General features: G+C 66.8%; 18 protein-coding genes. 5 read left to right on the top strand and 13 right to left on the bottom strand.

What is annotated here, in order from left to right; genetic code table 11:
• The first annotated feature begins 72 nt into the window (after nt 1-72).
• Entirely contained in the window at nt 73-1779 is a 1707-nt protein-coding gene (locus tag CDN38_RS30255) for an FUSC family protein (RefSeq protein ID WP_023373257.1), read from the top strand.
• A gap of 13 nt (nt 1780-1792) precedes the next feature.
• Here CDN38_RS30255 and CDN38_RS01985 read toward each other — a convergent pair whose 3' ends face one another.
• The 4 genes from CDN38_RS01985 to secG all read right to left on the bottom strand — a co-directional run bounded on the left by CDN38_RS01985 (nt 1793) and on the right by secG (nt 5758).
• Entirely contained in the window at nt 1793-2575 is a 783-nt protein-coding gene (locus CDN38_RS01985; RefSeq protein WP_023373259.1) for an FAD binding domain-containing protein, read from the bottom strand.
• The gene (locus tag CDN38_RS01980; RefSeq protein ID WP_023373261.1) at nt 2572-3078 is read right to left on the bottom strand and encodes a (2Fe-2S)-binding protein; all 507 of its coding nucleotides are present in this window, start codon (nt 3076-3078) and stop codon (nt 2572-2574) included. The genes CDN38_RS01985 and CDN38_RS01980 overlap by 4 nt, the downstream gene beginning before the upstream one ends.
• Nucleotides 3065-5428, bottom strand: coding sequence for a xanthine dehydrogenase family protein molybdopterin-binding subunit (locus tag CDN38_RS01975; protein ID WP_023373263.1), 2364 nt, complete (start codon nt 5426-5428; stop codon nt 3065-3067). The genes CDN38_RS01980 and CDN38_RS01975 overlap by 14 nt, the downstream gene beginning before the upstream one ends.
• 96 nt (nt 5429-5524) lie before the next feature.
• The gene (gene secG / locus CDN38_RS01970) at nt 5525-5758 is read right to left on the bottom strand and encodes a preprotein translocase subunit SecG (protein WP_036391473.1); all 234 of its coding nucleotides are present in this window, start codon (nt 5756-5758) and stop codon (nt 5525-5527) included.
• Between the two features lie 69 nt (nt 5759-5827).
• Here secG and ppc point away from each other — a divergent pair, with 69 nt between their 5' ends.
• Complete coding sequence (gene ppc, locus CDN38_RS01965) at nt 5828-8647, top strand: phosphoenolpyruvate carboxylase (RefSeq protein ID WP_023373267.1); 2820 nt, start codon at nt 5828-5830, stop codon at nt 8645-8647.
• Between the two features lie 13 nt (nt 8648-8660).
• Here ppc and CDN38_RS01960 read toward each other — a convergent pair whose 3' ends face one another.
• From CDN38_RS01960 to tkt, 7 genes are all read right to left on the bottom strand, one after another.
• Nucleotides 8661-10013, bottom strand: a complete 1353-nt coding sequence (locus CDN38_RS01960; RefSeq protein WP_036391476.1) for a PE family protein — start codon at nt 10011-10013, stop codon at nt 8661-8663.
• A 135-nt stretch (nt 10014-10148) separates the two neighbouring features.
• Entirely contained in the window at nt 10149-10547 is a 399-nt protein-coding gene (locus CDN38_RS01955) for a hypothetical protein (protein ID WP_023373271.1), read from the bottom strand.
• A gap of 49 nt (nt 10548-10596) precedes the next feature.
• Nucleotides 10597-11337 carry a 6-phosphogluconolactonase gene (pgl, locus tag CDN38_RS01950; protein WP_023373273.1) on the bottom strand — a complete coding sequence of 247 codons (741 nt, stop codon included), beginning with the start codon at nt 11335-11337 and terminating at the stop codon, nt 10597-10599.
• Nucleotides 11334-12245 carry a glucose-6-phosphate dehydrogenase assembly protein OpcA gene (gene opcA / locus CDN38_RS01945; protein ID WP_023373275.1) on the bottom strand — a complete coding sequence of 304 codons (912 nt, stop codon included), beginning with the start codon at nt 12243-12245 and terminating at the stop codon, nt 11334-11336. Before opcA ends, pgl begins: the two co-directional genes overlap by 4 nt.
• A 102-nt stretch (nt 12246-12347) precedes the next feature.
• Nucleotides 12348-13898 carry a glucose-6-phosphate dehydrogenase gene (zwf, locus tag CDN38_RS01940; RefSeq protein WP_023373277.1) on the bottom strand — a complete coding sequence of 517 codons (1551 nt, stop codon included), beginning with the start codon at nt 13896-13898 and terminating at the stop codon, nt 12348-12350.
• On the bottom strand, nt 13895-15013 hold the full coding sequence (gene tal / locus CDN38_RS01935; RefSeq protein WP_023373279.1) for a transaldolase: 1119 nt from the start codon (nt 15011-15013) through the stop codon (nt 13895-13897). Before tal ends, zwf begins: the two co-directional genes overlap by 4 nt.
• Before the next feature lie 14 nt (nt 15014-15027).
• Nucleotides 15028-17118 (bottom strand): transketolase, encoded by a 2091-nt coding sequence (tkt, locus tag CDN38_RS01930; RefSeq protein ID WP_023373281.1) that lies wholly within the window; start codon nt 17116-17118, stop codon nt 15028-15030.
• 293 nt (nt 17119-17411) lie between these two features.
• Between tkt and CDN38_RS01925 the strand changes: the two genes are divergently transcribed.
• The 3 genes from CDN38_RS01925 to CDN38_RS01915 all read left to right on the top strand — a co-directional run bounded on the left by CDN38_RS01925 (nt 17412) and on the right by CDN38_RS01915 (nt 22992).
• Nucleotides 17412-18395: a heme o synthase gene (locus CDN38_RS01925; protein ID WP_099318754.1), complete on the top strand. Its 984-nt coding sequence runs from the start codon at nt 17412-17414 to the stop codon at nt 18393-18395.
• A gap of 178 nt (nt 18396-18573) precedes the next feature.
• The gene (otsB, locus tag CDN38_RS01920; protein WP_099318753.1) at nt 18574-22287 is read left to right on the top strand and encodes a trehalose-phosphatase; all 3714 of its coding nucleotides are present in this window, start codon (nt 18574-18576) and stop codon (nt 22285-22287) included.
• Between the two features lie 501 nt (nt 22288-22788).
• Nucleotides 22789-22992: a hypothetical protein gene (locus CDN38_RS01915; RefSeq protein WP_075510578.1), complete on the top strand. Its 204-nt coding sequence runs from the start codon at nt 22789-22791 to the stop codon at nt 22990-22992.
• Between the two features lie 4 nt (nt 22993-22996).
• Here CDN38_RS01915 and CDN38_RS01910 read toward each other — a convergent pair whose 3' ends face one another.
• Complete coding sequence (locus tag CDN38_RS01910; RefSeq protein ID WP_075510577.1) at nt 22997-23311, bottom strand: YbaB/EbfC family nucleoid-associated protein; 315 nt, start codon at nt 23309-23311, stop codon at nt 22997-22999.
• Between the two features lie 69 nt (nt 23312-23380).
• Nucleotides 23381-24367 (bottom strand): quinone oxidoreductase family protein, encoded by a 987-nt coding sequence (locus tag CDN38_RS01905; RefSeq protein ID WP_075510576.1) that lies wholly within the window; start codon nt 24365-24367, stop codon nt 23381-23383.
• Nucleotides 24368-24376: the final 9 nt, after the last annotated feature.

Raw genomic sequence — 24376 nt, 5'->3', positions numbered from 1 at the left:
CAGCCAGGTAAGGATCGTTGTGGGCCGCGAATCCACGCCCTGCCGCCGTGACGGCCTTAGCGCGGTCCGCTGATGAATCATATTGCGGCGCTTGGACGCAGCGTTATCGCGGCACTGCGGCCGGCCAAGGCGCCCTGGGTTGTCGGGCCGGCGGTGTGGGCGATGGCCACCGCGGCGTCGATCGGCGGAGTCGGAGTGCTCGTCGGAGATCTCCAAGTCGCGGGAGTGGCCTTCCTTGGGGCGGCATGCGCGGTCGGATTCCTGGCTACCGGGTCCTATCGTGCCCGCTGGCGCGCGATGATGGCCCAGGCATGTGGGGGAGCGCTCGGTATCGGCGCCGGTGCGCTGGCACCGGATTCGGCTGCCGGGCTGGTGCTGATGGCGGCGATCGCCGGCACTATTTCCGGATTGGTCGGTGGGATCGGCGCCAGTGCAACGGCATTCGGGATGATGTTGACGGTCGGAGTAGCGTTCGGTCAGTTCGGCGGGTCATCGCTGCCGTGGTGGCAGCAGGTGCTGTGGTATCTGGCCGGCAGCGCGGTGGCCACCGTGGCGTTATTGGCGGCCTGGGTATTCCAGCGCGGTGCACAGGAACGTCGCGCCGTGGCGGGGGTGTTCGACGCGGCCGCGGACTTGTGTGCAGCCATTGGCGCCGAGGACGCCGGTGCGGCGCGGGCGCGGCTGGCGGCCGCATCGGCCATTGCGCGTTCCACTCGGGAGCACCGGCAAGCCGATTTGGTGGCGCTGGCGGCCGCCGCCTTGTATGCGCGTGGCACACCGGTGCCGGACCCGGTGATCGAGGCGATTCGTCAGGCCGGCAAGCAGGTTCGGGCCGGCGATCCGGTCTCGGTGATACTGCCGGAGCGCGACGACCCGGGGCTGCTGGCGCTGGCTGATGCGCTGCGCCCCGCCCCGGTGCGCCCGGGCGCGGCGGTGCCGGCGACCGGCCGGTCGTGGGCATCGGTTCGAGCGGCCTGCTCGCGCGACACCGTCGCCAACGGGGTGCGGATTGGGCTATGCCTGGCGGTCGCGACCGGCATCACCGTCGCGATGCATGAACGCACCCACTCGTTCTGGCTGCCCTTGACTACAGCGGTCATCGTGCGGCCGGAGTACGCGTCGGTGTTCGTGCGCACGGTAAACCGGATCTTCGGCACGTTGATCGGCGCGTTGCTGACGACGGCTTTTCTGGCGGTGTGGCCCTGTGGCTTGCCGGTGGTGGCGGCGACTGCGCTGGCGCTGGGCTTCGTCGTACTCTCGGCGCCGAAGCTGTATGGCCTCAGCGTCGTCGGAATCACCAGCGCGGCGCTGTTGTCGCAGTCGATCGGTCAGGCCGATCCGAACGCACCCGCCATCCGACTGGTAGACACTCTGATCGGTGCCGCGGTCGCCGTGGTGTTCGGTTATCTGCTGTGGCCGGGGGCCAGGCGGTTACCCGGATCCGCCCGGTTCTCGTCGGCGCTGGCGGCGGCCCGCCGTTATCTCACCGAGGCGGTCAAGCCGGCCGGTCGGCGCCGCCGCTGGCAACCGACCCGCGATGAGGCGTATCGGCTGGCCCACCAGGTGCGTGCCGGCGCGGAGGCCGCCGTGCTGGAACCACCACCGGTCAGTGCACTTGCGGCACAGGCCATCCCGGCCGCCATGGAATTGGAGGACGTAGTGGACGCGATCACGGCGATCAGTGTGGCGGTCGACGGCGGATATGATGCGGCCACGCTGATCGACGACGTAGCGCATCGACTGGCCCGCCTTGATCAGAGCGCACTCGCTCTGCGATAGGTCGATCGCGAGGTCATGTGGTCAACGACCGCACCGCCCGAATGGTCAGGGTCCGTGCCACGTGCGCCCGATAAGGGTCGGTACCAGCTGGCGGGCCCGCGATGTCTCGCAACGCGTCGGGATGCGGTCGCTTTGCCAGCGCCGCTTCGGCATCGGGCCACCGTGTCGGACCCGATGCCAGACCGCTGATCGCGACCCGGAATGCGGATTGCGTCTCGGCCACCGTCACCCCGACCAACGCACTGCGAGCGGCCCGATCGGGCAGCCGCACATACGCCGCCCGTAGCAGTTCTGGGGGCTTCGGAAAGGCCAGTGAGACAATGACTTCCGATTCCGCCAAAGCGGTGCTGAAAGCGCCGGTGAAAAATTCTTCGGCCGGGATGCGGCGCCGGTCGGTGATCACCGTGGCGCCCAATCCGACGCAGGCAGCCGGGTAGTCGCCGGCCGGATCGTTGTATGCCAGTGACCCGCCGATGGTCGCACGGTTGCGCACCTGCGGATCTGCGATTTGGGAAGCCAGCAGCGCCAGTGATGGAATTGCTTGCCGGACAAGGGCATCGGTAGCAACCTGGGTATGGGTCGCCATTGCGCCGATACGGACCTCGGCGCCACCGGCGATGATGTCGCGCAACCCCGCGACCGCGCCGAGGTCCACCAGCGTCACCGACCTGCCTGGTGTCCTGGTCAACGCCGGAACCAGGGTTTGTCCGCCCGCCAGCACCACGGCGCCGACGGAGCTGAGCATCCGGACTGCCTCACCGACGGTGGTGGGACGGTGATAGCCGCGGGTGCTCAACGCGCCGACCCGTCGTCGGCGGCCATCTCCGCGGCGGCCTCGGCGATAGCGGAGACAATGCTGCGGTATCCGGTGCAGCGGCACAGGTTTCCGCAGATGCCGTCGCGGATGATGGCCTCATCCAGTGACGCGCCGTAGCGGGTCAGCAGGTCGACTGCGGCCACCAGCATGCCAGCGGTGCAGTAGCCGCATTGCACGGCGCCGTGGCGGAGGAATGCTGCCTGCAGCACGTGTAGGGAATCCGGCGTGGCCAATCCTTCGACGGTGACGACGTCGGTGTCCGCGGCCTGCACCGCAAGAACGGTGCAGGACTTCACCGTGCGGCCGTCCAGCAGCACGGTACAAGCGCCGCACACGGCCGTATCACATCCGATTGCGGCACCGGTGAGTTCGAGCGGACCACGCAGCACGTCGACCAGACGCTCGTGTGCGGCCACGTTCACTTCGGCAGGAGCACCGTTGACCGTGAACCTGACCGTGCCAGCGGGCTCAACGTTCTTCATGGATGGCCTTCCAGATGACAGCGGGGCGGGCGGGCATCTGGATGCCGGCCGCAGCCGGATAGTCCCGGAGCGCATCGGCGACGGCGTTCATCACAGCGGGGGGAGCTGCTGCGGTACCGGATTCGCCACATCCCTTGGCCCCCAACACATTGGTCGTCGACGGCAGACCATTGTCGACCCATTCGACGTCGGGTATCTCGCATGCAGTCGGGGGAGTGTACGCCGCGGCGCCGCCGGCGGCGATGCGCATCAGTTCCTCGCAGCCGGGTGCACGCTCCAGGAGCGCCTGGGCGATACCGTGCGCCACTGCGCCCTGTACCTGGCCACGCACCGCGCCTTCGTTGATCACCCGGCCGAAATCGTCGACCGCGACGTAGCGCAGCACCGTGACGCAACCGGTTTCCGGGTCGATCTCAAGTTCGCAGGCATGGCAGCCGTTGGCGAAGCTGCCGTTGCGCAAGCTGACCTCGGACTGACCGTCCAATGCTCCCGGCCAGTGCGTGGCCACCTCGCCGATCGAGGACGAAAACCATTCGCCCGCACCGGCATCGGCAAGAAACCTGCCGTCGGCAAAGCTCACCGCTTCGGCATCCACGCCCCACTTGTCCGCGAGTACCTGCTTGCCGCGCTGCACCGCGTCGGACAAAGCCTGGTCCAGTGCAGCGGTCGAGGTCAGCAGCGACTTGGATCCGCCGGTACCCGCCCCCAGCGGCGCCACCGAACTGTCGCCCTCGCGCACGGTGATGTGCCGCGGATCCATACCGAGCCGCTCGGCAGCCAGCCGCTGAAGCGGAACGGCATGGTCCTGTCCGCTTGATTGAGTTCCGACGACGATGTCCAGGCAGCCGTCACCGGAAAACGTCAGGGTGGCGCACTCGACGGGAAAGGCGCCGGCGCTCATGGCCTCGGCGACCTGCAGGCCGCCGTTGGCTTCGAGATAGTTGGCAAAACCGAATCCGCGCAAGCGTCCACGCGCCGCCGATTCTCGCCGTCGCGCTTCGAACCCGGCACGGTCGGCCACGTCCAGACACCGAATCTGATTGTCCAGAAAGCGGCCGCCGTCGATGACCAGCCCGGTGGCCGCGGTCAGGGGCCGGGTCTGAGTGGCGGGCAGATTGCGGGCTCGCAGCAGGGCCGGATCGAAACCCAGCTCGCGGGCGGCCCGGTCGATCAGTCGTTCCAGCACGTAGTTCGCCTCCGGGCGGCCCGCTCCGCGAAAAGCGTCGACCGGCACGTTGTTGGTGAACATGGCTCGTACGTTGATTTCGACGGCTTGGAAGCGGTAGGCGCCGGCCTGTACTGGCGCGCCGACCCCGGTCGCGGTCAGCGGCGCGAGCTGCGACAGGTAGGCGCCCAAGTCGACGGTAGGCCGGACCGACAACGCCAGAAAGCGGCCGTCCTTGTCCAGGGCGATCGCCGCGTCGGTGATGTGCCCGCGGCCTTGGGTATCGGACAGGAAGGACTCCGAACGGGTGGCCGTCCAGCGGACCGGTCGCCGCAGCCGGCGGGCGCTCTCCAGCACCAGGGCGTGCTCCGGATAGGCGTAGATCTTTGCGCCGAACCCGCCACCAACGGCGGGCGTCAGCACCCGCAGCCGCCGCGGGTCCCGGTCGAAGGCCCGGGCCAGCACGTTGCGGACGAAATGCACCCCTTGGGTATTGGCCAGCAACGTCATGGCATCGGTCTGTTCGTCGTAAATACCGACGGCCGCGCGCGGTTCGATGGGGTAGGGAACAAGCCGCGGTGACGCCAGCGTGATTCGCACCACGTGATGGGCCGAAGCGAACAGGGCCCGGCACGCCGGTGCGTCGCCGAATCGCCAGGTGAAGCACACGTCGTCGGGTGCATCGGCCCAGATGGGCACCTCCAGCTCGGGTGAGTCGGCGTCGGATCGGTAGGGCAGCGGCTCATAGCCGACGTCGACCAAGGCGGCGGCGGTGGCGGCCTGGTTTGCGGTTTCGGCGACGACGAAGGCGACACCGTCACCGACGTGGCGCACCCGGTCCACGGCCAATACGGCGCGGTCGGCATCGACACGAGGTGTGCCGTCATCGGAGCGCAAACCGATCACGCAGCCCAGCGGACGGATCGTGGCCGCGATGTCGTGGCCCGTGAGGACGGTCAGAACTCCCGGCGCGCTCGCCGCCCGCGAGCTGTCGATGCGCCGAATGCGGGCGTGCGGCAGCGGTGAGCGCACCAGGCAACCGTGCGCCTCGCCGTCGAACCGCAGGGCATCGACGTACTTGCCGGTCCCGCGAACCAGGTCGTGTTCCGACCGGGCCAGCGGGCCCGGGACCCCGGCGGCAACGTCGTGGCCGGGCCCATGCCCCGACGGATGGGTGAACCGCACCAGCTCAGACGGCGGCGCGCGCTACGAGGATGGGGACGAACACAAGGGCGAAAGCTACCATGACGACCCGTCGTGGCGCTGGGCTGCGCGGGCGCGTCAGCGGTACTTGATCAACAAACCCACGCCGACGATGCACACCACCCAGATCCCGGTGATGAACAGCGTCAACCGGTCCAGGTTCTTCTCGACAACGGTCGACCCGGACAGGCTGGACTGCACCCCGCCGCCGAACAGGGTCGACAGGCCGCCACCTTTCGCGCGGTGCAGCAGCACCAGCAACACCACCAGCACGCTGGTGATCACCAAGGTGATCTGCAGGGCCAACTCCATGACCGGCAGCCTACCGAATGGCCGGCAGATAGCGGGCGCCGGGCGGGCCGGTCGTCGATACTGGGACACATGGGTAACGCTGCCGACCTGGTATCCGATGCCGCGCTGGAACCGATCGGCGATGTCCATCGGACCCGGCTGGGGCGCGAGGCGACCGAGCCGATGCGCGCTGACATCAGGTTGTTGGGCTCCATCCTGGGCGACACCGTTCGCGAGCAGAACGGCGACGAAATCTTCGAACTCGTCGAGCGAGCACGGGTGGAAGCCTTCCGGGTGCGCCGTTCCGAGATCGACCGAACCGAGATGGCGCGCATGTTCGACGGCATCGACATTCACCGGGCGCTTCCGGTCATTCGGGCATTCAGCCATTTCGCGTTGCTGGCCAACGTCGCCGAAGACATCCACCGGGAACGCCGCCGCGCCGGGCACATCGCCGCCGGGGAGCCGCCGCAAGACAGCAGCCTGGCCGCCACGTACCTGAAACTAGAAGCAGCCGAGCTGGATTCGGTAACCGTCGCCGACGCATTGAAGGGCGCGCTGGTTTCCCCGGTCATCACCGCCCATCCGACCGAGATCCGCCGGCGCACCATCTTCATCACCCAGCACCGGATCACCGAGTTGATGCGGCTCCATGCCGAGGGCCACAGCGAGACCGACGACGGCCGCAGCATCGAATTGGAGTTGCGTCGCCAGGTTCTGACCTTGTGGCAGACCGCGCTGATCCGGCTGTCGCGACTGCAGATCAGCGACGAGATCGCCGTCGGGCTGCGGCTATACCGGTCGGCGTTCTTCAAGGTCGTCCCGCAGGTCAACGCCGAGGTGCGGGGGGCATTGCGCGACCGGTGGCCCGACGCCGAGCTGTTGTCGGAGCCCATTCTGAAACCGGGATCCTGGATCGGCGGCGACCGTGACGGCAACCCCAACGTGACCGCCGAGGTGGTGCGGCTGGCCACCGGCAGCGCCGCCTACACCGCGCTGTCGCACTACCTGGCCGAGCTCGACCAGCTCGAGCAGGAGCTGTCGATGTCGTCGCGGCTGCTCACCGTCACAACTGAGTTGACCGCGCTGGCCGGCGGCTGCCGCGACAATGCTCGCGACGACGAACCGTACCGGCGGGCGCTGCGGGTGATCCGTGCCCGGCTCAGCGCCACCGGCGCCGAGATCCTGGACCAGCAACCGCAACACCAGCTGGACCTGGGATTGCCGCCGTACGCCACGCCGGGCGAGCTGCGGGCCGACCTCGACGTCATCGATGCATCGCTGCGCACCCACGGCAGCGCGCTGTTGGCCGACGACCGGCTGGCCTTGTTGCGAGAAGCCGTGCACGTCTTCGGTTTTCACCTGTGCGGCCTGGACCTGCGGCAAAATTCCGACGTACACGAGGAAGTCGTCGGCGAGCTGCTGGCATGGGCCGGGGTGCATCCGGACTACGGTTCGCTGCCCGAAGACGAGCGGGTCGCGCTGCTGGTCGGCGAGCTCAGCACCCGGCGACCGCTGATCGGCGGCCGGGCGCAGATATCCGATCAGGCGCGTGGCGAGCTTGACATCGTCGCGGCCGCCGCCCGCGCGGTCCGGACCTACGGTGCCGAGGCGGTGCCCAATTACGTCATTTCCATGTGCCGGTCGGTGTCGGACATGTTGGAGGCGGCGATCCTGCTGAAAGAGGCCGGCCTGCTGGACGCCTCGGGACCGCAACCGTACTGCCCGGTGGGCATCTCGCCACTGTTCGAGACGATCGACGACCTGCGCAACGGCGCGACGATTCTGCAAGCAACGCTGGACCTTCCGCTGTATCGCGGGCTGGTCAAAGCCCGAGGTGACATGCAGGAGGTGATGCTCGGCTACTCCGACTCCAACAAGGACGGCGGGTACCTGGCCGCCAACTGGGCGGTGTACCGCGCTGAGCTGGCCCTGGTCGAAACGGCTCGCAAGTCGGGAATTCGATTGCGGCTCTTCCACGGTCGCGGCGGCACGGTCGGCCGCGGCGGCGGCCCGAGTTATCAAGCAATCTTGGCGCAGCCGCCGGGCGCGGTGAGCGGCTCGTTGCGCCTTACCGAGCAGGGCGAGGTGATTGCCGCCAAGTACGCCGAGCCGCAGATGGCGCGTCGCAACCTGGAGAGCCTGTTGGCCGCAACCCTGGAATCGACGCTGCTGGATGTCGAGGGTCTCGGTGACACGGCGGCGCCGGCTTACGCGGTGCTCGAGGAGGTCGCCGCACTGTCGCAGCGTGCGTATGCCGAATTGGTCCACGAAACACCGGGTTTCGTCGAATATTTCATGGCGTCCACACCGGTCAGCGAAATCGGGTCACTGAACATCGGTAGTCGCCCGACGTCCCGCAAGCCCACGTCGTCGATCGCGGACCTGCGCGCCATTCCATGGGTGCTGGCGTGGAGCCAGTCACGGGTGATGCTTCCCGGATGGTACGGCGCCGGCACAGCGTTCGAGCGATGGATCGCAGCGGGCCCGGAAGGCGAGGCCGACAAGCTGGACGTTCTGCACGATCTCTACCAGCGGTGGCCGTTTTTTCGCAGCGTGCTGTCCAACATGGCGCAGGTGCTGGCCAAAAGCGATCTAGGCCTGGCCGCCCACTACGCCGAACTCGTGGCCGACGAATCATTGCGGCGCCGGGTCTTCGACAAGATTGCCGACGAACATCACCGCACCATCACCATGTACAAGCGCATCACCGGCCACGACGATCTGCTCGTCGACAACCCGGCCCTGGCGCGTTCGGTGTTCAACCGCTTCCCGTACCTGGAGCCGCTGAATCACCTTCAGGTGGAGTTATTGCGTCGCTACCGCTCGGGCGAAGACGACGAATTGGTGCAGCGCGGCATCCTGCTGACGATGAACGGGCTGGCCAGCGCGTTACGTAATAGCGGCTAACCGGGCTAGGCCGTTATCCGGGGCTCCCGGATCCGCCGAATAGTTGCCCGCCGGCGCCGCCTGCGCCGCCGTTTCCGTCGGGCTCGCCCGCGCCGCCGGGCCCGCCGTTACCGCCGTTCCCGATGAACACGGCGTCGCCGCCGTCGCCGCCGTCACCGCCGGCGCCGTCGGTGCCATCACCGTTGCCGTGGCCGCCGCTGCCGCCGGCTCCGCCCGATCCGCCGTTGCCGGTCAGGAATCCGCCACGCCCGCCCGTAGCGCCGTCGCCGCCGATACCGCCGTCGCCGCCCGCGCCAGTGCGGACAGGCAGGCCACCGGCGCCGCCGTTGCCGCCGGCTCCGCCTGTTCCGCCGTTGCCATAGAGCCAGCCGCCGGGCCCACCGCCAGCACCAGTGCCGCCATTGCCGCCGTTGCCGCTGTCGCCCGGCTGACCAGTGACGACAGAAAAGCCACCAGGCCCGCCGTTCCCGCCCATTCCGCCGTTGCCACCGGCGCCGCCGTCCCCGTAGAGCCAGCCGCCGGCCCCGCCCAGGCCGCCATTTCCGCCGTCGCCGCCATTGCCGCCGTCACCGTTGACGGGCCCGACGAAGCCCCGTCCGCCGGTTCCGGCTTGCCCGCCGGTCCCGCCGGCACCGCCGGTGCCCCACAGCCCGGCAGCACCGCCGGCACCACCGTTACCGCCGTCACCCCCAGGACCGGCGGTGGCGTGAGGTGGGCCGGAAATCCCGCTAGCGCCGGCGCCGCCGTTGCCGCCGGCACCGCCGTTGCCGAACAACCAGCCACCGCGACCACCCACACCGCCGGCCCCGCCGGCCGCTCCGGTCACGCCAGCCGGGCTGTAGCCCGCGCCGCCGTTCCCGCCGTTGCCGATCAGCCCGGCGTTGCCGCCATTGCCGCCGGTAGGGTGGTCCGCCGTCCCGGCCCCACCGTTTCCGCCGTCGCCCCACAGCAAACCACCGTCGCCGCCGTTTCGGCCGGGCGCTCCGTCTGCGCCGGTGCCGATCAGCGGGCGCCCCAGCAGGGTCTGGGTGGGCGCGTTGATTACGGCGAGCACCTGCTGCTCGAGGGTCTGCAGCGGGGCTGCGTTGGTGGTCTCGGCGGCCGCGTAGGAGCCTCCACCGGAGGCTAAGGTCTGCACGAATTGTTGATGAAATCCCGCCATGCTGGTGCTCAGCGCCTGGTACTGGCGGGCATAGCCAGAGAGCAGGTCGGCAATGGCTTCGGAGACCTCATCGGCACCGGCGGCGAGCACGCGCGATGTCGAGGCCGCTGCGGCCCTATTGGCCGCTTCAAGTGTCGAACCGATCCCCGCCAAATCCGCTGCCGTTGCGGTCAAGATTTCCGGGGCTACGAGTACACCTGCCATCGCCGCAGTGTAAATCGGTCTTCGGTAGTAGGAGACAAATATGAACATATGCAAAAAAAGCACTAAGAAATGCTGGTAGGGGTGTATCGGGCACGCCCAACGCGAATTGACGGCGGGCTTCCGCCGCGCACGCGGTTAACGCACCGCGCGGTTGCGTAGGCGGTCCAACACGCCGCGGACAGCGTGCTCGGTGACCGACAGCGGCGACATCACGGTCTCGCCCAGGCTCACGATGTAGTCGATCCGGTCGACGATGGCTTCGATCGGCTCGACCAGCACGATGAGCCGCTTGGCCAGATCGTCCAGGCTGGATAATGTGCCCTCCAGGTGGTCCAGGCCACCCTCCAGCCGCTCCACCGTAGTGTTGAGAGCCGTCAGTGAACTGTTCAGCTCCTTCATCGTCTTGTCCAGTCCTTCGAGGACGTCCTCGACCTGCTCCACCGTCTTGTCGGCGTTCAGCGCCGCCTGGGTGAGGGTCTTGATCCGGCTGCGCTCCGGCCCGCTGCGCACGCTTCTGTCTGCCATGATGGTCATTATCGCGCCATTTGAAGGCGACACGGCTCGGAGTCTGCGGACCGCGTTGTCAGCCGAGCTTGGCCGCGGCCTCCTCGTCGAGCAGCCACAGTGTGCTCTCCCGCCCGACCGCCCCGGCCGCCGGCACCGCAACCGGGTCCGCGCCGCCGATGGCAGCTGCCACGGCCTCGGCCTTGGCCCGGCCGGAAACGATCAGCCACACTTCGCGGGAGCGCTGTATCGCCGGTAGCGTCAAGGTGATTCGTTGGGGCGGGGGTTTGGGCGAGTCTTCGACGGGAACCACCAGACGGGTAGTCTCACGCACGGCCGCAGTGTGCGGGAACAACGAGTTGACGTGGCCTTCGGGCCCCATTCCCAACAGGTGGACGTCGAAATTCGGTGCCCGCTCACCCAGTGCGGCATTGGCCGCCAGCACCTGTTCGTAGGCCAGTGCCGCGGCGTCCAGGTCGGTGCCGAACTCACCGTCACTGGCGGCCATCGGGTGCACCTGGCCCGGTGGGATGTCGACGTGATCGAGCAACGCCGCACGCGCCTGCTTGTCGTTGCGCTCGTCGTCCTCCTCGGAGACGTAGCGCTCGTCGCCCCAGAACAGATGAATCTTCGACCAGTCGATCCGCGGCCCGGACGCACCGAGATAGCGCAGCAACGCGATGCCGTTGCCGCCGCCGGTCAGCACGATCAGTGCCTGCCCCCTGGCCGCCACGGCGTTGTCGATGGCCTGGATCAGTCGCTGGCCGGCCGCCTCGACCAGATTCTCGCTATCAGGAAAGGTTTGGACGTCAAGGTTCATACGTACTGCACCTTCTTGATGCCTTCCAATGCCGCAAAGTAGATTTCATCGGGGTCCAGCCGGCGCAGATCTTCGGCCAGGCATTCCCCGGTTACCCTGCGCGCCAACGGAAGCCGGGCATCGGGCCTGGCCGTTCGGCTCAGGGTGGCGGTCGTTCCTTCCTGCGGTCGGCTCAACACGATGGTCTCGCTCTTGCGCACCAGCTCGACTTGGAGTTTGCCGACCGCACGGCGGACCGGACCGTCGATCCGGCTGGCCAGCCAGCCAGCCAGGATGTCGAGCGCCGGCTCGGTCTTCAAGCCCGAGACGAGCGCCGACTCGATCGGTTCGTGGGGCGGCTGGTCGACGGCAGAGGTCAGCAATGCCCGCCAATAGGTGATGCGGCTCCAGGCCAAATCGGTGTCGCCGGCGGTGTATCCGGGTAGCCGGCTCTTGATCGCCGACAGCGGGTCGACGCCATTGGTGGCGTCCATGATGCGGCGAATCGCCAACTTGCCCAAGGGATCCTGGGCAGGTACCGCCGGAGCGATGTCGGGCCACCAGACCACTACCGGGATGTCGGGCAGCAGGAAAGGGATCACGACGCTGTGGGCGTGGCCGGAGAGGGGGCCGGACAGTCGCAGCACCACGACCTCCCCGGCGCCGGCGTCGGCGCCCACCCGCAGTTGGGCGTCCAGGCGCGGTTTCTCGGCGTACGGGTCACCTCGCATCACCACGATGATCCGGCTGGGATGTTCATGGCTGGCGGAGTTGGCGGCTTCGATGGATTCTTCGAACATCGCCTCACTGTCCGGGGCGATGATCAGCGTCAGGACCCGGCCCATCGTGACAGCGCCGATCCTTGCGCGTAGCTCGTCGAGCTTCTTATTGACTGCGGTGGTGGTGGTTTCGGGCAGATCGACGATCATGTGCGCCGCTCCTTCTCACTGCTTCGCAGTGCATCGTCGCCGGCGCGGATCATGTGCGCCGCTCCTTTTCATCGCTTCGCAGTGCATCGTCGCCGGCGCGGATCACGGGCGCCGCCACTCCCGGCCGGTGCGGTGCAGCATCTGGAAGGCCGAATCCGGGCCCCACGTGCCGGCCTCGTAGGGGTCGGGTTTGCCGTGCGCCGCCCAGTAATCCAGGACGGGATCCAGTATTTCCCAAGCCAACTCGACCTCCGCATTGACGGGAAACAGCGACGGTTCGCCGAGGAGTACGTCGAGGATGAGCCGCTCGTAGGCTTCCGGCGAGTCTTCGGCGAACGCCGAGCCGTAGGAGAAGTCCATGTTGACGTCGCGGACTTCCATCGCACTGCCCGGGACCTTGGATCCGAACCGCAGGGTCATCCCTTCATCCGGTTGCACCCGGATGACCAAGGCGTTGGCTCCGAGCTCGTCGGTCATGGTGGCGTCGAACGGTAGATGCGGCGCCCGCTTGAAGACCAGCGCGATCTCAGTCACCCTGCGGCCCAGCCGCTTTCCGGTGCGTAGATAGAAGGGCACACCGGCCCAGCGGCGGGTGTCGACCTCCAGAGTGATCGCGGCGAACGTCTCGGTGGTGGAGTCCTCGGCGAAACCTTCCTCGTCGAGCAGACCCACCACTTTTTCCCCGCCCTGCCAGCCGGCCGTGTATTGCCCACGGCTGCTGGTCTCGTCGAGCGGCTCGGCAAGCCGAGTTGCCGAGAGCACCTTGATTTTTTCCGCCTGCAACGCAGACGGTTTGAAGCTGACCGGCTCTTCCATCGCGGTCAATGCCAGCAGCTGCATCAGGTGGTTCTGGATGACGTCACGGGCCGCACCGATACCGTCGTAGTAGCCGGCCCGACCGCCCAGGCCGATGTCTTCGGCCATGGTGATCTGCACATGGTCGACATAGTGCGCATTCCAGATCGGATCCCAGAATTGATTGGCGAACCGCAGCGCCAGAATGTTCTGCACCGTCTCTTTGCCCAGGTAGTGGTCGATGCGGAAGACCGACTCCTCCGGAAAGACCGCGTTGACCGCCCGGTTCAGCTCACGGGCACTGTCCAGGTCATGGCCGAACGGTTTCTCGATGACGACCCGGCTCCAGCGGCCGCTCTGCGGACGGGCCAGTCCCGACTTGTGCAGCTGCTCGGAGACCACCGGGAATGCCTTGGGCGGGATGGCCAGGTAGAAGGCGTGATTGCCGCCGGTGCCACGCTCGGCGTCGAGTTTGTCCAGCGTCTCGGCGAGCCGTGCGAACGCCTGCTCGTCATCGAAAGAGCCTGGTACGAAACGAAACCCCTCGGCCAGCCGATCCCAGTTCTCCTGCCGGAACGGGGTCCGGCAGTGTTCTTTGACCGCCTGGTAGACCACCTGGCCGAAATCTTGAGTGTCCCAGTCTCTGCGGGCGAATCCCACCAGGGCGAACGTGGGCGGTAGCAGCCCCCGGTTGGCCAGGTCGTAGATGGCCGGCATCACCTTCTTGCGGGCCAGGTCGCCGGTGACGCCGAAAATCACCATGCCGCACGAACCCGCGATTCTGGGCAGCCGCTTGTCCAGCTTGTCGCGCAGCGGGTTGTGCCACTGCGTGGCGGCGGAGTTGCGAGCTGCGCTCATTTGGTTACGGAGTCGAGCTGCGCCTGAGTCTCTTTGAGCAGCTCGGTCCACGCCGCCTCGAACTTCGCCACGCCTTCGTCCTCCAGTACGACGAACACATCGTCAAGGTCGACGCCGGCCGCCTGAAGTTTGTCGAATACCTGCTGCGCGTCGGATGCGGTGCCGCTGACGGTATCTCCTTTGATCACGCCATGATCGGCGACGGCGTCCAGCGTCGGTTCCGGCATGGTGTTCACTGTGTCGGGGGCCGCCAACTCGGTGACATAGAGAGTGTCGGCGTAGTCGGGGTTCTTGACGCCGGTCGAAGCCCACAGGGGGCGTTGTACGCGGGCGCCGTGGGTCTTGAGGGCTCGGAAACGATCTCCGCCCCCGAAGACTTCCTGGTAGGCGGCATAGGCGAGGCGGGCGTTGGCCACCCCGGCCTGCCCGCGCAATGCCACTGCGTCCTGCGATCCGAGCTTTTCCAGCCGTTTGTCGATTTCGGTGTCCACCCTGGACACGAAAAACGATGCCACCGAGTGGATCTTGGATAGGTCCTGGCCGGCTTCTCGTGCCTTCTCGATTCCGGCCAGGTAGGCGTCCACGACCTCACGGTAGCGTTCGACGGAGAAGATCAACGTGACGTTGACCGAAATGCCTTCGGCCAGAACCGCGGTGATGGCGGGCAGGCCGGCCTTCGTGGCCGGAATCTTGATGAACAGGTTTGGCCGGTCGACGATCTTCCACAGCTCGACAGCCTGCTGGATCGTCTTGTCGGTGTCGTGCGCAAGCCGCGGGTCGACCTCGATCGACACCCGGCCGTCCAGTCCGTCGGAAGCCTCCCACACCGGAGCGAACACGTCGCAAGCCCGGCGCACGTCGTCGGTGGTGGCGGTGCGCACCGTGGCGTCCACGTCAGCTCCGCGCTCGGCCAGCTCGGCGATCTGGCCGTTGTAGGCATCGCCTTCGGCCAGCGCCTTCTGGAAGATCGACGGATTAGTGGTCACGCCGACGACACACTTGGTGTCGATCAGCTCCTGCAGATTGCCCGAATTCAGTCGGTCGCGGGACAGGTCGTCCAGCCACACGGATACGCCCACGGCGCTGAGCGCGGCGAGGTTGGGGTTCTGACTCATGGAAACGCCCTTTCTCAGTTGTCGAGTGCTCGTTCCGCGGCGGCGGCAACCGCTTGCGCGGTAAAGCCGAATTCCCGGAACAACGTCTTGTAGTCGGCGGATTCGCCGTAGTGCTCGATCGAGATGATCTCGCCGGTATCCCCGACCAGTTTGTGCCAGCACTGCGCGACACCGGCCTCGACGGCGACCCTGGCCGAGACCGACGGCGGCAACACGCTGTCGCGGTAGTCCGGTGGCTGGGACTCGAACCACTCCACGCAGGGCATCGACACCACTCGCGCGATGATGTCCTTGTCCGCCAACAACTTCTGCGCCTCGACCGCGAGCTGCAGCTCCGAGCCGGTAGCGATTATCACCACGTCAGGCTCGTCATCGCTGTCGTCGCCGAGCACATACCCGCCACGGGCGACACCCTCGGCGCTGGTGCCCTCGAGTATCGGTAGGCCCTGCCGGGTCAAAATCAACCCGACCGGACCGCTGCCGTTGCCGCGGGCCAGTATCGTGCGCCAGGCATATGCGGTCTCGTTGGCGTCGCCCGGGCGTACCACCGAGAGCTGGGGAATCGCCCGCAGCGCCGCAAGGTGCTCGATCGGCTGGTGGGTCGGCCCATCCTCGCCCAGCCCGATCGAGTCGTGCGTCCAGACGTAGATGGTGTCGATATCCATCAGAGCAGCCAGCCGCACCGCCGGGCGCATGTAATCGGAGAACTGTAAGAACGTGCCGCCATAGGCGCGGGTGGGGCCGTGCAGCACGATGCCGGACAGGATGGCGCCCATCGCATGTTCGCGGACCCCGAAGTGCAGGGTTCGGCCATACCAGTGCGCGGTGTAATCCTTGGTCGAAATCGACGGCGGGCCAAAGGAATCCGCACCCTTCATGGTGGTGTTGTTGCTGCCCGCCAGGTCCGCGGACCCACCCCACAACTCCGGCAGCTTCGGTCCCAGGGCAGAAAGCACCTCGCCGGAGGCCGCTCGGGTGGCCAGCGCTTTGGACCCGGGTTCCCAATGCGGCAGGTCGTCGTCCCAGCCGTCGGGCAACTGCTCGGCGGTCAACCTATCCAGGAGCGCCTTGCGTTCCGGTTCGCGTTGTGCCCAGGCGTCGAACTCGACCTGCCAGCGGTCGTGGGCTTCTTTGCCACGAGCCACCAGACCCCGGGTGTGGGTGAGGACGTCCTCGCGAACCTCGAATGTCTTGTCGGGGTCGAATCCCAACACCTTCTTGACGGCGGCCACCTCGTCGTCGCCGAGGGCCGCGCCGTGCGCCTTACCGGTGTTCATCAGATTCGGCGCCGGGTAGCCGATGATGGTCCGCAGCGAGATGAACGATGGCCGGTCGGTGACGGCCTTCGCGTTGGCGATGGCCTCTTCGATCCCGACGACGTTTTCGCCGCCCTCCACCTCCTGCACGTGCCAGCCGTAGGCGCGGTAGCGGGCGGCGGTGTCCTCGCACAGCGCGATGTTGGTGTCGTCCTCGATCGAGATCTGGTTGTGGTCGTAGAACACGATCAGGTTGCCCAGCTGCTGAACGGCGGCCAGAGACGACGCTTCGGACGTCACCCCTTCCTCGATGTCCCCGTCGGAGGCGATCACGTAGATGTGGTGGTCGAAGGGGCTGGTGCCCGGCTCGGCGTCCGGGTCGAACAGACCACGTTCGTACCGCGACGCCATGGCCATCCCGACCGCCGACGCCAGCCCCTGACCCAGCGGGCCGGTGGTGATCTCCACACCTCGGGTGTGCCGGAATTCCGGGTGTCCGGGAGTCTTGGAACCCCAGGTGCGCAGCGACTCGATGTCGGATAGTTCGAGGCCGAAGCCGCCGAGGTAGAGCTGGATGTAGAGCGTCAGGCTGCTGTGCCCGCACGACAACACGAATCGGTCGCGGCCCAGCCAGGTGGTGTCGCTCGGATCGTGAACCATCGTGCGCTGAAATAGGGTGTAGGCCAGCGGAGCCAGACTCATGGCTGTTCCGGGGTGACCGTTGCCGACCTTTTGGACAGCGTCCGCGGCAAGCACCCGGATGGTGTCGACCGCAGCCGAATCGATCTCGGTCCAGTCGTCGGGGTGGCGCGGTTGCGTAAGCGTCGAGATCTCTTCGAGTGTGGTCACAGATTCAGTCCTCAGTTCAGTCCGCAGTCCAGGGTCATCAAACTGATCAATCCCACCCTAGTGCGGGATGGCCGGCGGTTGCAGGCCCCAAGTTGGAGTAACCATCGCGGCCTGTCGCAAAGCGTCCAACAGCACTGTGAAAATAGCCTGTCGGCTGCGTACGCTGTGCAATCAGTGCCGCAAGGCCGGAAAAATTGCTGTGAATCGACCCTGCGGCACTGCTGCCGCGGCGACGCCGTCTACCATCGTGCGTAGTAGAAGCTGTGCGCGGCCGTTCCCCGAGGAGTTATTTCGTGAGCGATCGTGGCCGCGTCGCGACGGGCCGCATACCTGGCATACCTGGCATGGCCAGGCGCCACTACGCGCCAGGCACCGCGACGTCGAAGAAGAGCCGCGCGCTCGCAACAGCGTTGGCCTACCTGGCGTTGACCAAGCCGCGGGTCATCGAGCTGCTGCTGGTCACCGCCATTCCGGCGATGCTGCTTGCCGATCGCGGCAGCGTCCATCCGCTGGTCATTCTCAACACGCTGATCGGCGGGATGATGGCCGCCGGCGGCGCGAACACCCTCAACTGTGTGGCCGACGCCGACATCGACAAGGTGATGAAGCGGACGGCGCGCCGGCCGCTCGCACGTGCCGCGGTGCCGACCAGAAGCGCGCTGGCCTTCGGTTTGGCGCTGACGGTGGTCTCCGTTCTCTGGCTGTGGTGGACGACGAACTTGCTGTCGGGGCTGCTGGCGTTGGCGACGGTGGCGTTCTACGTGTTCGTCTACACGTTGCTGCTCAAGCGCCGCACCTCCCAGAACGTGGTGTGGGGCGGGGCGGCCGGCTGCATGCCGGTGATGATCGGCTGGTCGGCGGTCACCGGCACCCTGGCGTGGCCGGCGCTGGCGATGTTCGCGATCGTCTTCTTCTGGACGCCGCCGCATACCTGGGCCCTGGCGATGCGCTACAAGGAGGACTACCAAGAGGCCGGCGTGCCCATGCTGCCCGCGGTTGCGACCGAACGTCAGGTCACCAGGCAGATCTTGATCTACACCTGGCTGACCGTGTTGGCGACGCTGGCGCTGACGCCGGCGACCGGGTGGCTGTACGCCGCGGTGGCCGTGGTGGCGGGTGCGTGGTTCCTGGCGATGGCACATCAGTTGGACGCGGGTGTCCGCGCCGGTGAGCCGGTCAAGCCGCTGCGCTTGTTCCTGCAGTCGAACAACTATCTGGCGTTGGTCTTCTGCGCATTGGCGGTCGACTCGGCGTTGGGCCTGCCTACCCTGCTCTAGTTTTCAAGCGGCCGTAGTTCCGAGCGGCGTGCCGCCATGGCCGAGCTGCCTCAGCTCGACGGGACCTTTGTCACTAATCGGCTGCCGAAATGCTCGGATGGCCCGGAAAGGGTTCTCGCCGTTGCAAACGCGCGCGACCATTGGACGTTGAGTACCCGGGCCTAGGGGGATCCCCGCGATGAAGTCGTTCACGATCGATCCGCGTCGGCACGACGGGGTGATCTTCGTTCTCGACACTCCTGCCGTGTCGACGCGACCCGAGCCCGACAACTCGGTGATGGAGTCGACCCTCGCGCTTGCCCATAGGCTCCGCCAGGCCGGTTTGGTCACCGCCCTCTACTCGCCGGCCGGCCACAGCATCCGAGTCCTGGAGGCGACGGGGATCGCCGAACCGTTCACCGCCCGGGTCGAGCGAGCCCCCGCGGGGGCACCGGAACTCCCCACCAAGCGCTACTGCATCGGCCTGTTAGCGGCCGCCGGCAAACTGGGAGTGGCCGCGGAGCGGTCGGCGGTGGTCGCGGGTGATAGCGGCGGGGTGGCGGCGGCCCGTGAGTGCGGCTTCGCCTACGTCGTCGGTCTCGACCAGGAGGGGCATCCCGACGAACTACTGCACTGCGGCGCCGACGTCGTCGTCGCCGATCTCTCCGACGTCATGGTCCGCACCGGCGACGAATGCATGTCGCGGCGCCCCAACGCGCTGGATTCCTATGGTCAGGTGATCGGGATGGTCTCCGGCCGGCAGCCGTTCGTCTGTGTGAATTACGACAGCACGCTGTCGGAGATCGTGCCGGACCCCGACCTCGCCACGCTGGTCGACGGCGCGGCCGAGGCGCTGGCGGATTTGTCGATGCAGTGCCCGGTCGCGATGTTGTCCGGCCGGGATCTGGCGGATATTCGCAACCGGGTTGGGCTGCCGGGCATCTGGTATGCCGGCAGCCACGGATTTGACCTGATGGCACCCGACGGCACCCGGTATCAGCATGACGCGGCGGCCGCCGCGGTCCCCGTAATGGCAAGCGCAGCAACCACACTTCAAGAGGAACTGGGCCCGACATCGGGCGCGCACGTTGAACACACCCGGTTCGGGGTCCGCGTGCACTATGGCAAGGTCGCGCATGAGCAGGTGCCCGACGTGATCGCGGCAGCGCACCGGCAGAGCCGACGACACGGCCTTCGGCTGATTACCGGCCGCGGGGTTGTCGAACTGCGCCCGGATGTCGACTGGGACAAGGGCACCGCACTTGCCTGGATCCGCGATCACGTCATCGAATCGGGGGTCGAATCGGGGCCGCAACCGGGCCGGGTGCTGCCGATCTACATCGGTGGCGACCTCACCGACGAGGACGCCTTCGATGCGGTGCGGTTCAGCGGTATCGGGGTCGTGGTCCGCCACGACCGCGACGGTGACCGCCCCACCGCCGCCAGCTTCACGCTGACCAGCCCCACGGAAGCTCGTGACTTCGTTCGGCGCGGCGCCAGGTGGCTGGCCTATGACCGGGAGACCCGCGCTCGCGGTTGGACTTTCACCTGGGAAGGTTATGACCCGCCCAACGAAAAGCTGCGTGAAGCGCTGTGCACGGTGGGCAACGGCTACTTCGCCACTCGAGGGGCTGCTCCCGAATCCAAGGCCGGCCAAGTCCATTACCCGGGAACCTATGCCGCCGGTGTGTACAACCGGCTCGATGATCTGGTCGCGGGTACCCGGACTGCGCACGAGAGCCTGGTGAATCTGCCCAACTGGCTTCCGTTGACCTTCCGCATCGGCGACGGTGACTGGTTGGACCTCGACGCGGTGACGTTGCTGTCTTACCGCCAGACGCTCGACCTGCGCGGCGCGGTGCTCACTCGGGAGCTGACCTACCGCGACGACGCGGGCCGTACCACCTCGATCACGCAGCACCGGTTCGTGGCGATGAACCAGGTGCACGTGGCGGCGCTGCAAACCACCGTCGTGGCCCAGGACTGGGAAGGGACAATCGAGATCCGGTCAACCCTGGACGGCGACGTCCGCAACTCCGGGGTGGAGCGTTACCGGGACTTGGCCAGCAACCACCTACAGGGACTGGAAAAGGTTGCACTGTCAGAGAATTCGGTGCTGATGTCCGTCGAGACCACCCAGTCGAAAATCCCGGTCGCGCTGGCCGCGCGGACCAGCGTGTGGCACGGCGATGCGCCGGCGCCCGCGACATATCGACTGCTCGACGAAGAATTCGAAATCGGCCACCAAATTTTCGCCGACCTGAAACCGGGTCAGCCGCTGACCGTGGAGAAGATCGTCACCCTGGTGACCGGGCGTGACGTTGCCACGTCACACCCGTCGACCGGAGCCGAGCGCAGGCTCGCCCGCCAAGGACGGTTCGCCGAGACCTGTGCTGCCCATCGGCTCGCCTGGGCACATTTGTGGGAGCGGGTGTCGATCGAATTCAGCAACCACACCGAAGAATTGCGAGTCTTGCGGCTGCATCTGCTGCATCTACTGCAGACGGTGTCCTACAACAGCGAGGAACTCGATGTCGGAGTCCCGGCCCGCGGGCTGCATGGCGAGGCATACCGCGGCCATATCTTCTGGGACGAGCTGTTCATCTTTCCGGTGCTGAACCTGCGAGTTCCCACGGTCACGCGGTCGCTGCTCCGGTACCGGCATCGGCGCTTGGTGGAGGCGCGGGGCGCGGCCAAGCTGGCCGGTTACCGCGGCGCAATGTACCCATGGCAGTCCGGGAGCGACGGGCGAGAGGAAAGCCCGGAGCAGCACTTGAATCCGCGATCCGGGCGGTGGCGACCCGATGCCAGCCACCGCGCGCACCACATCGGTATCGCCGTCGCCTACAACGTATGGAACTTCTACCAGGTCACCGGTGATTTGGCGTACATGATCGACTACGGCACCGAGATGATGGCCGAGATCGCGCGGTTCTGGGTGAGCCGGGCCACCTACGACCGGGACCGCGACCGCTACACCATCAACGGAGTCATCGGGCCCGACGAATTCCACTCCGGCTACCCGGACCGGCCATATGACGGCGTGGACAACAACGCCTATACCAACGTGATGGCGGTCTGGGTGATCCTGCGGGCGATCGACGCACTGCAGCTGATGCCGCTGCCGAACCGGCTGGACCTGTGCGAAGAGCTGGGCTTGACCGACGAGGAACTCGCCCACTGGGACCACGTCAGCAGGCGCATGTTCGTCCCGTTCCACGATGGTGTGATCAGCCAGTTCGAAGGATACGAGCAATTGCTGGAACTGGATTGGGATGCTTACCGGCGGCGATACCGCAATATTCAGCGGCTCGACCGCATCCTCGAAGCCGAGGACGACGACGTCAACCGATACCGGGCCTCCAAGCAGGCCGATGTGCTGATGCTGCTCTACCTGCTGTCGGCCGACGAATTGCGGGAGCTGCTGGACCGGCTGGACTATCACCTGGATCCGCGCCGGATTCCGGAGATGGTCGACTATTACCTCGCGCGTACGTCACATGGGTCGACGCTGAGTGCGGTCGTCCATGGCTGGGTGCTGGCGCGGGCCAATCGGGATCGGGCGCTGGAGTTTTTCCAGCAGGTGCTCAAGTCTGACATCGCCGACATCCAGGGTGGCACCACTTCGGAAGGCGTTCATCTGGCCGCCATGGCCGGCAGTGTCGATTTCGTGCAACGGTGCTTCACCGGCCTCGAGATCCGGGGCGATCGCATCGTGCTGTCTCCGCTCTGGCCGGAATACCTTGGTGCGCTTGGCTTTCCAATTCACTACCGCGGTAACCACCTACACCTGCGGGTCAGCGGCAAGGGTGCGGAGATCAGCGTCGAACCGCGTGATGTGCCGCCGGTGGAAGTGGAATGCCGCGGACGAGTGGAACGCCTGGTACCGGGCAGCGTCGTCCGGTTCACCTAGGGCTGATGCTGATTTAGTCACCGCGCTGCGGAGTCCTGGAACCGGCTGGCCCGGCAATCACATCATTCACATTGGTCGCTGGCTGACCCGGATGCACGCCCGCCTGTCAGCGACAAGCCAAGGCGCGCAACGAATTTGTCGCTACCAGGTGGGCAGGACGAGACACCGCGAACCCGCGGAGACTGATGTGGCTGATGGGAAAGTCGCAGTTGCGTCCAACAATTCGGGCCACTCGATCAGCACCGTGCCAGGGCCGAGGTTCGCCTGGGCCAGCGGGAGTAGGCATGCTCGACCGAGCGAACAGCGGGTGAGGCCGGCAGCGGACGCACGCGAGGGCGAACGGCAGGAATTCACCCGCCGAGGCGGACCTGCTCGAGTGCGAACCCGGTTGCGGCGTCGACCAACTCGTCGAGGTCGGCTTGTGCTTCCTCCGTCACTCCCCGCGGTCGTGAGCTGCCGATAACAGAGCAGATCGCCCCACAGTGGCGTGCGCTCGCCGAGTTGAAGGACAGCCTGCGCGCCGCGGCAGTCGCGGTCAACGTCAGATTGACCGAGGCGAATCAGGACGGTATCGAGATCAGCGTCGAGCACCGCGAAGGTGTGGCGATCGGGCTGATCTTCCCCTACACCCGCGGGGCCGACGGCGCTTATCAGCTGGAGGCACCCTCGGCTCACCGGGAAGATCGCCGCATCTGGGTGCCGTGAGGTCCTACGCCGGAGGCGGCAGGTCCCGCATCGCCGCCAAGGCGTCGGCAATACTGTCCGCTAGCTCCGCGACGTCAGCAGTAATGCATTCCTCTGCGTAATCACTTGCTGCACTGATAGTTTCGTTGATCATCTGGGCCACTTCATGGGCGCCCATGCCAAGTATCCCAGGGTCGATGCTGAGTCCGGTCAGGCGTCGATGCCCATTGACAGTCACCTCGACGGCACCTGTCTGATGTGTCGCGGTGAACCCCTCGGCGCTCATCCGCTGAACCTGCTGGTCGAGAAGAGACATCACGACGTCGGCCTGATCAAACATCCGTCTGATCTGGGGGTGATGAGCAGGGCTCACGTTATCTCCGTCGATTCACGCGGCGGGGTCAGCGACTCACGGCAGCAACATTATTGAGCCGGTTGTCTTGCGGCCCTGCAAGTCCTGGTGTGCCCGGGCCGCTTCGGCCAGCGGGTACCGACCGCCGATCTCCACGTTGACCACCCCGGCGCCGATGACGTCGAACAGCTCGGCGGCGCGCCAGCCGAATTCCTCGCCGGTGCGCAGGAAATGGACCAGCGACGGGCGGGTCAGATATACCGACCCGGCCGCGTTGAGGCGCTGCGGGTCGACCGGTGGAACCGGACCGGAGGCGGCGCCGAACAGCGCCAACGTCCCCCGGACGGCCAGGCTGGCCAGGCTGGCGTCGAACGTGGTGGCGCCCACGCCGTCGTAGACGCCCGCCACACCGGCCCCGTCGGTCAGCGCTCGGATCTGATCGGCGAACTGCGCGGGATCGGTGGGGTAGTCGAGAACCTCGGCCGCACCGGCTTCCCGGGACAGTCTGGCCTTCTCCGGGGTGGAGACGGTGGTGATCACCCGCACTCCCAGGTGAGCGGCCCACTGCGTCAGGATCAGTCCGACACCGCCGGCACCGGCATGCACTAAGATCCTGTCGCCGGATTGCACCGGGTACACCGACTTCAGCAGGTAATGGGCGGTCAGCCCCTTCAGTAATGCCGACGCCGCCACCTCGGAGCTAACGCCATCCGGCACCTTAGCGGTCAAAAATGCTGGCGTCGTACAGAATTCGGCGTAGCCACCATTGGCTGATGCGCTGACTACCCGGTCGCCGACAGCAATGGCGCCATTGGCGGTCTCGGCTCCCGGGCCGATGGCCACCACCGTGCCGCATACCTCGGAGCCGATGATGAACGGCAGTGGTCGTGGGTACTGCCCCGAGCGGAAATATGTGTCGATGAAGTTGACGCCGATCGCCTCGGCCTTGATCAGCAGCTGGCCGTGACCGGCTTCGGGTTGCGGTGTCTCCACATAACGCAACACCTCGGGGCCGCCGGTTTCACTGACTTCGATTGCGTGCATCTGGTTATC

This window comes from Mycobacterium ostraviense (genome assembly GCF_002705925.1).
Lineage (GTDB): Bacteria > Actinomycetota > Actinomycetes > Mycobacteriales > Mycobacteriaceae > Mycobacterium > Mycobacterium ostraviense.
This window is presented reverse-complemented; position numbering and strand designations above follow the sequence as displayed.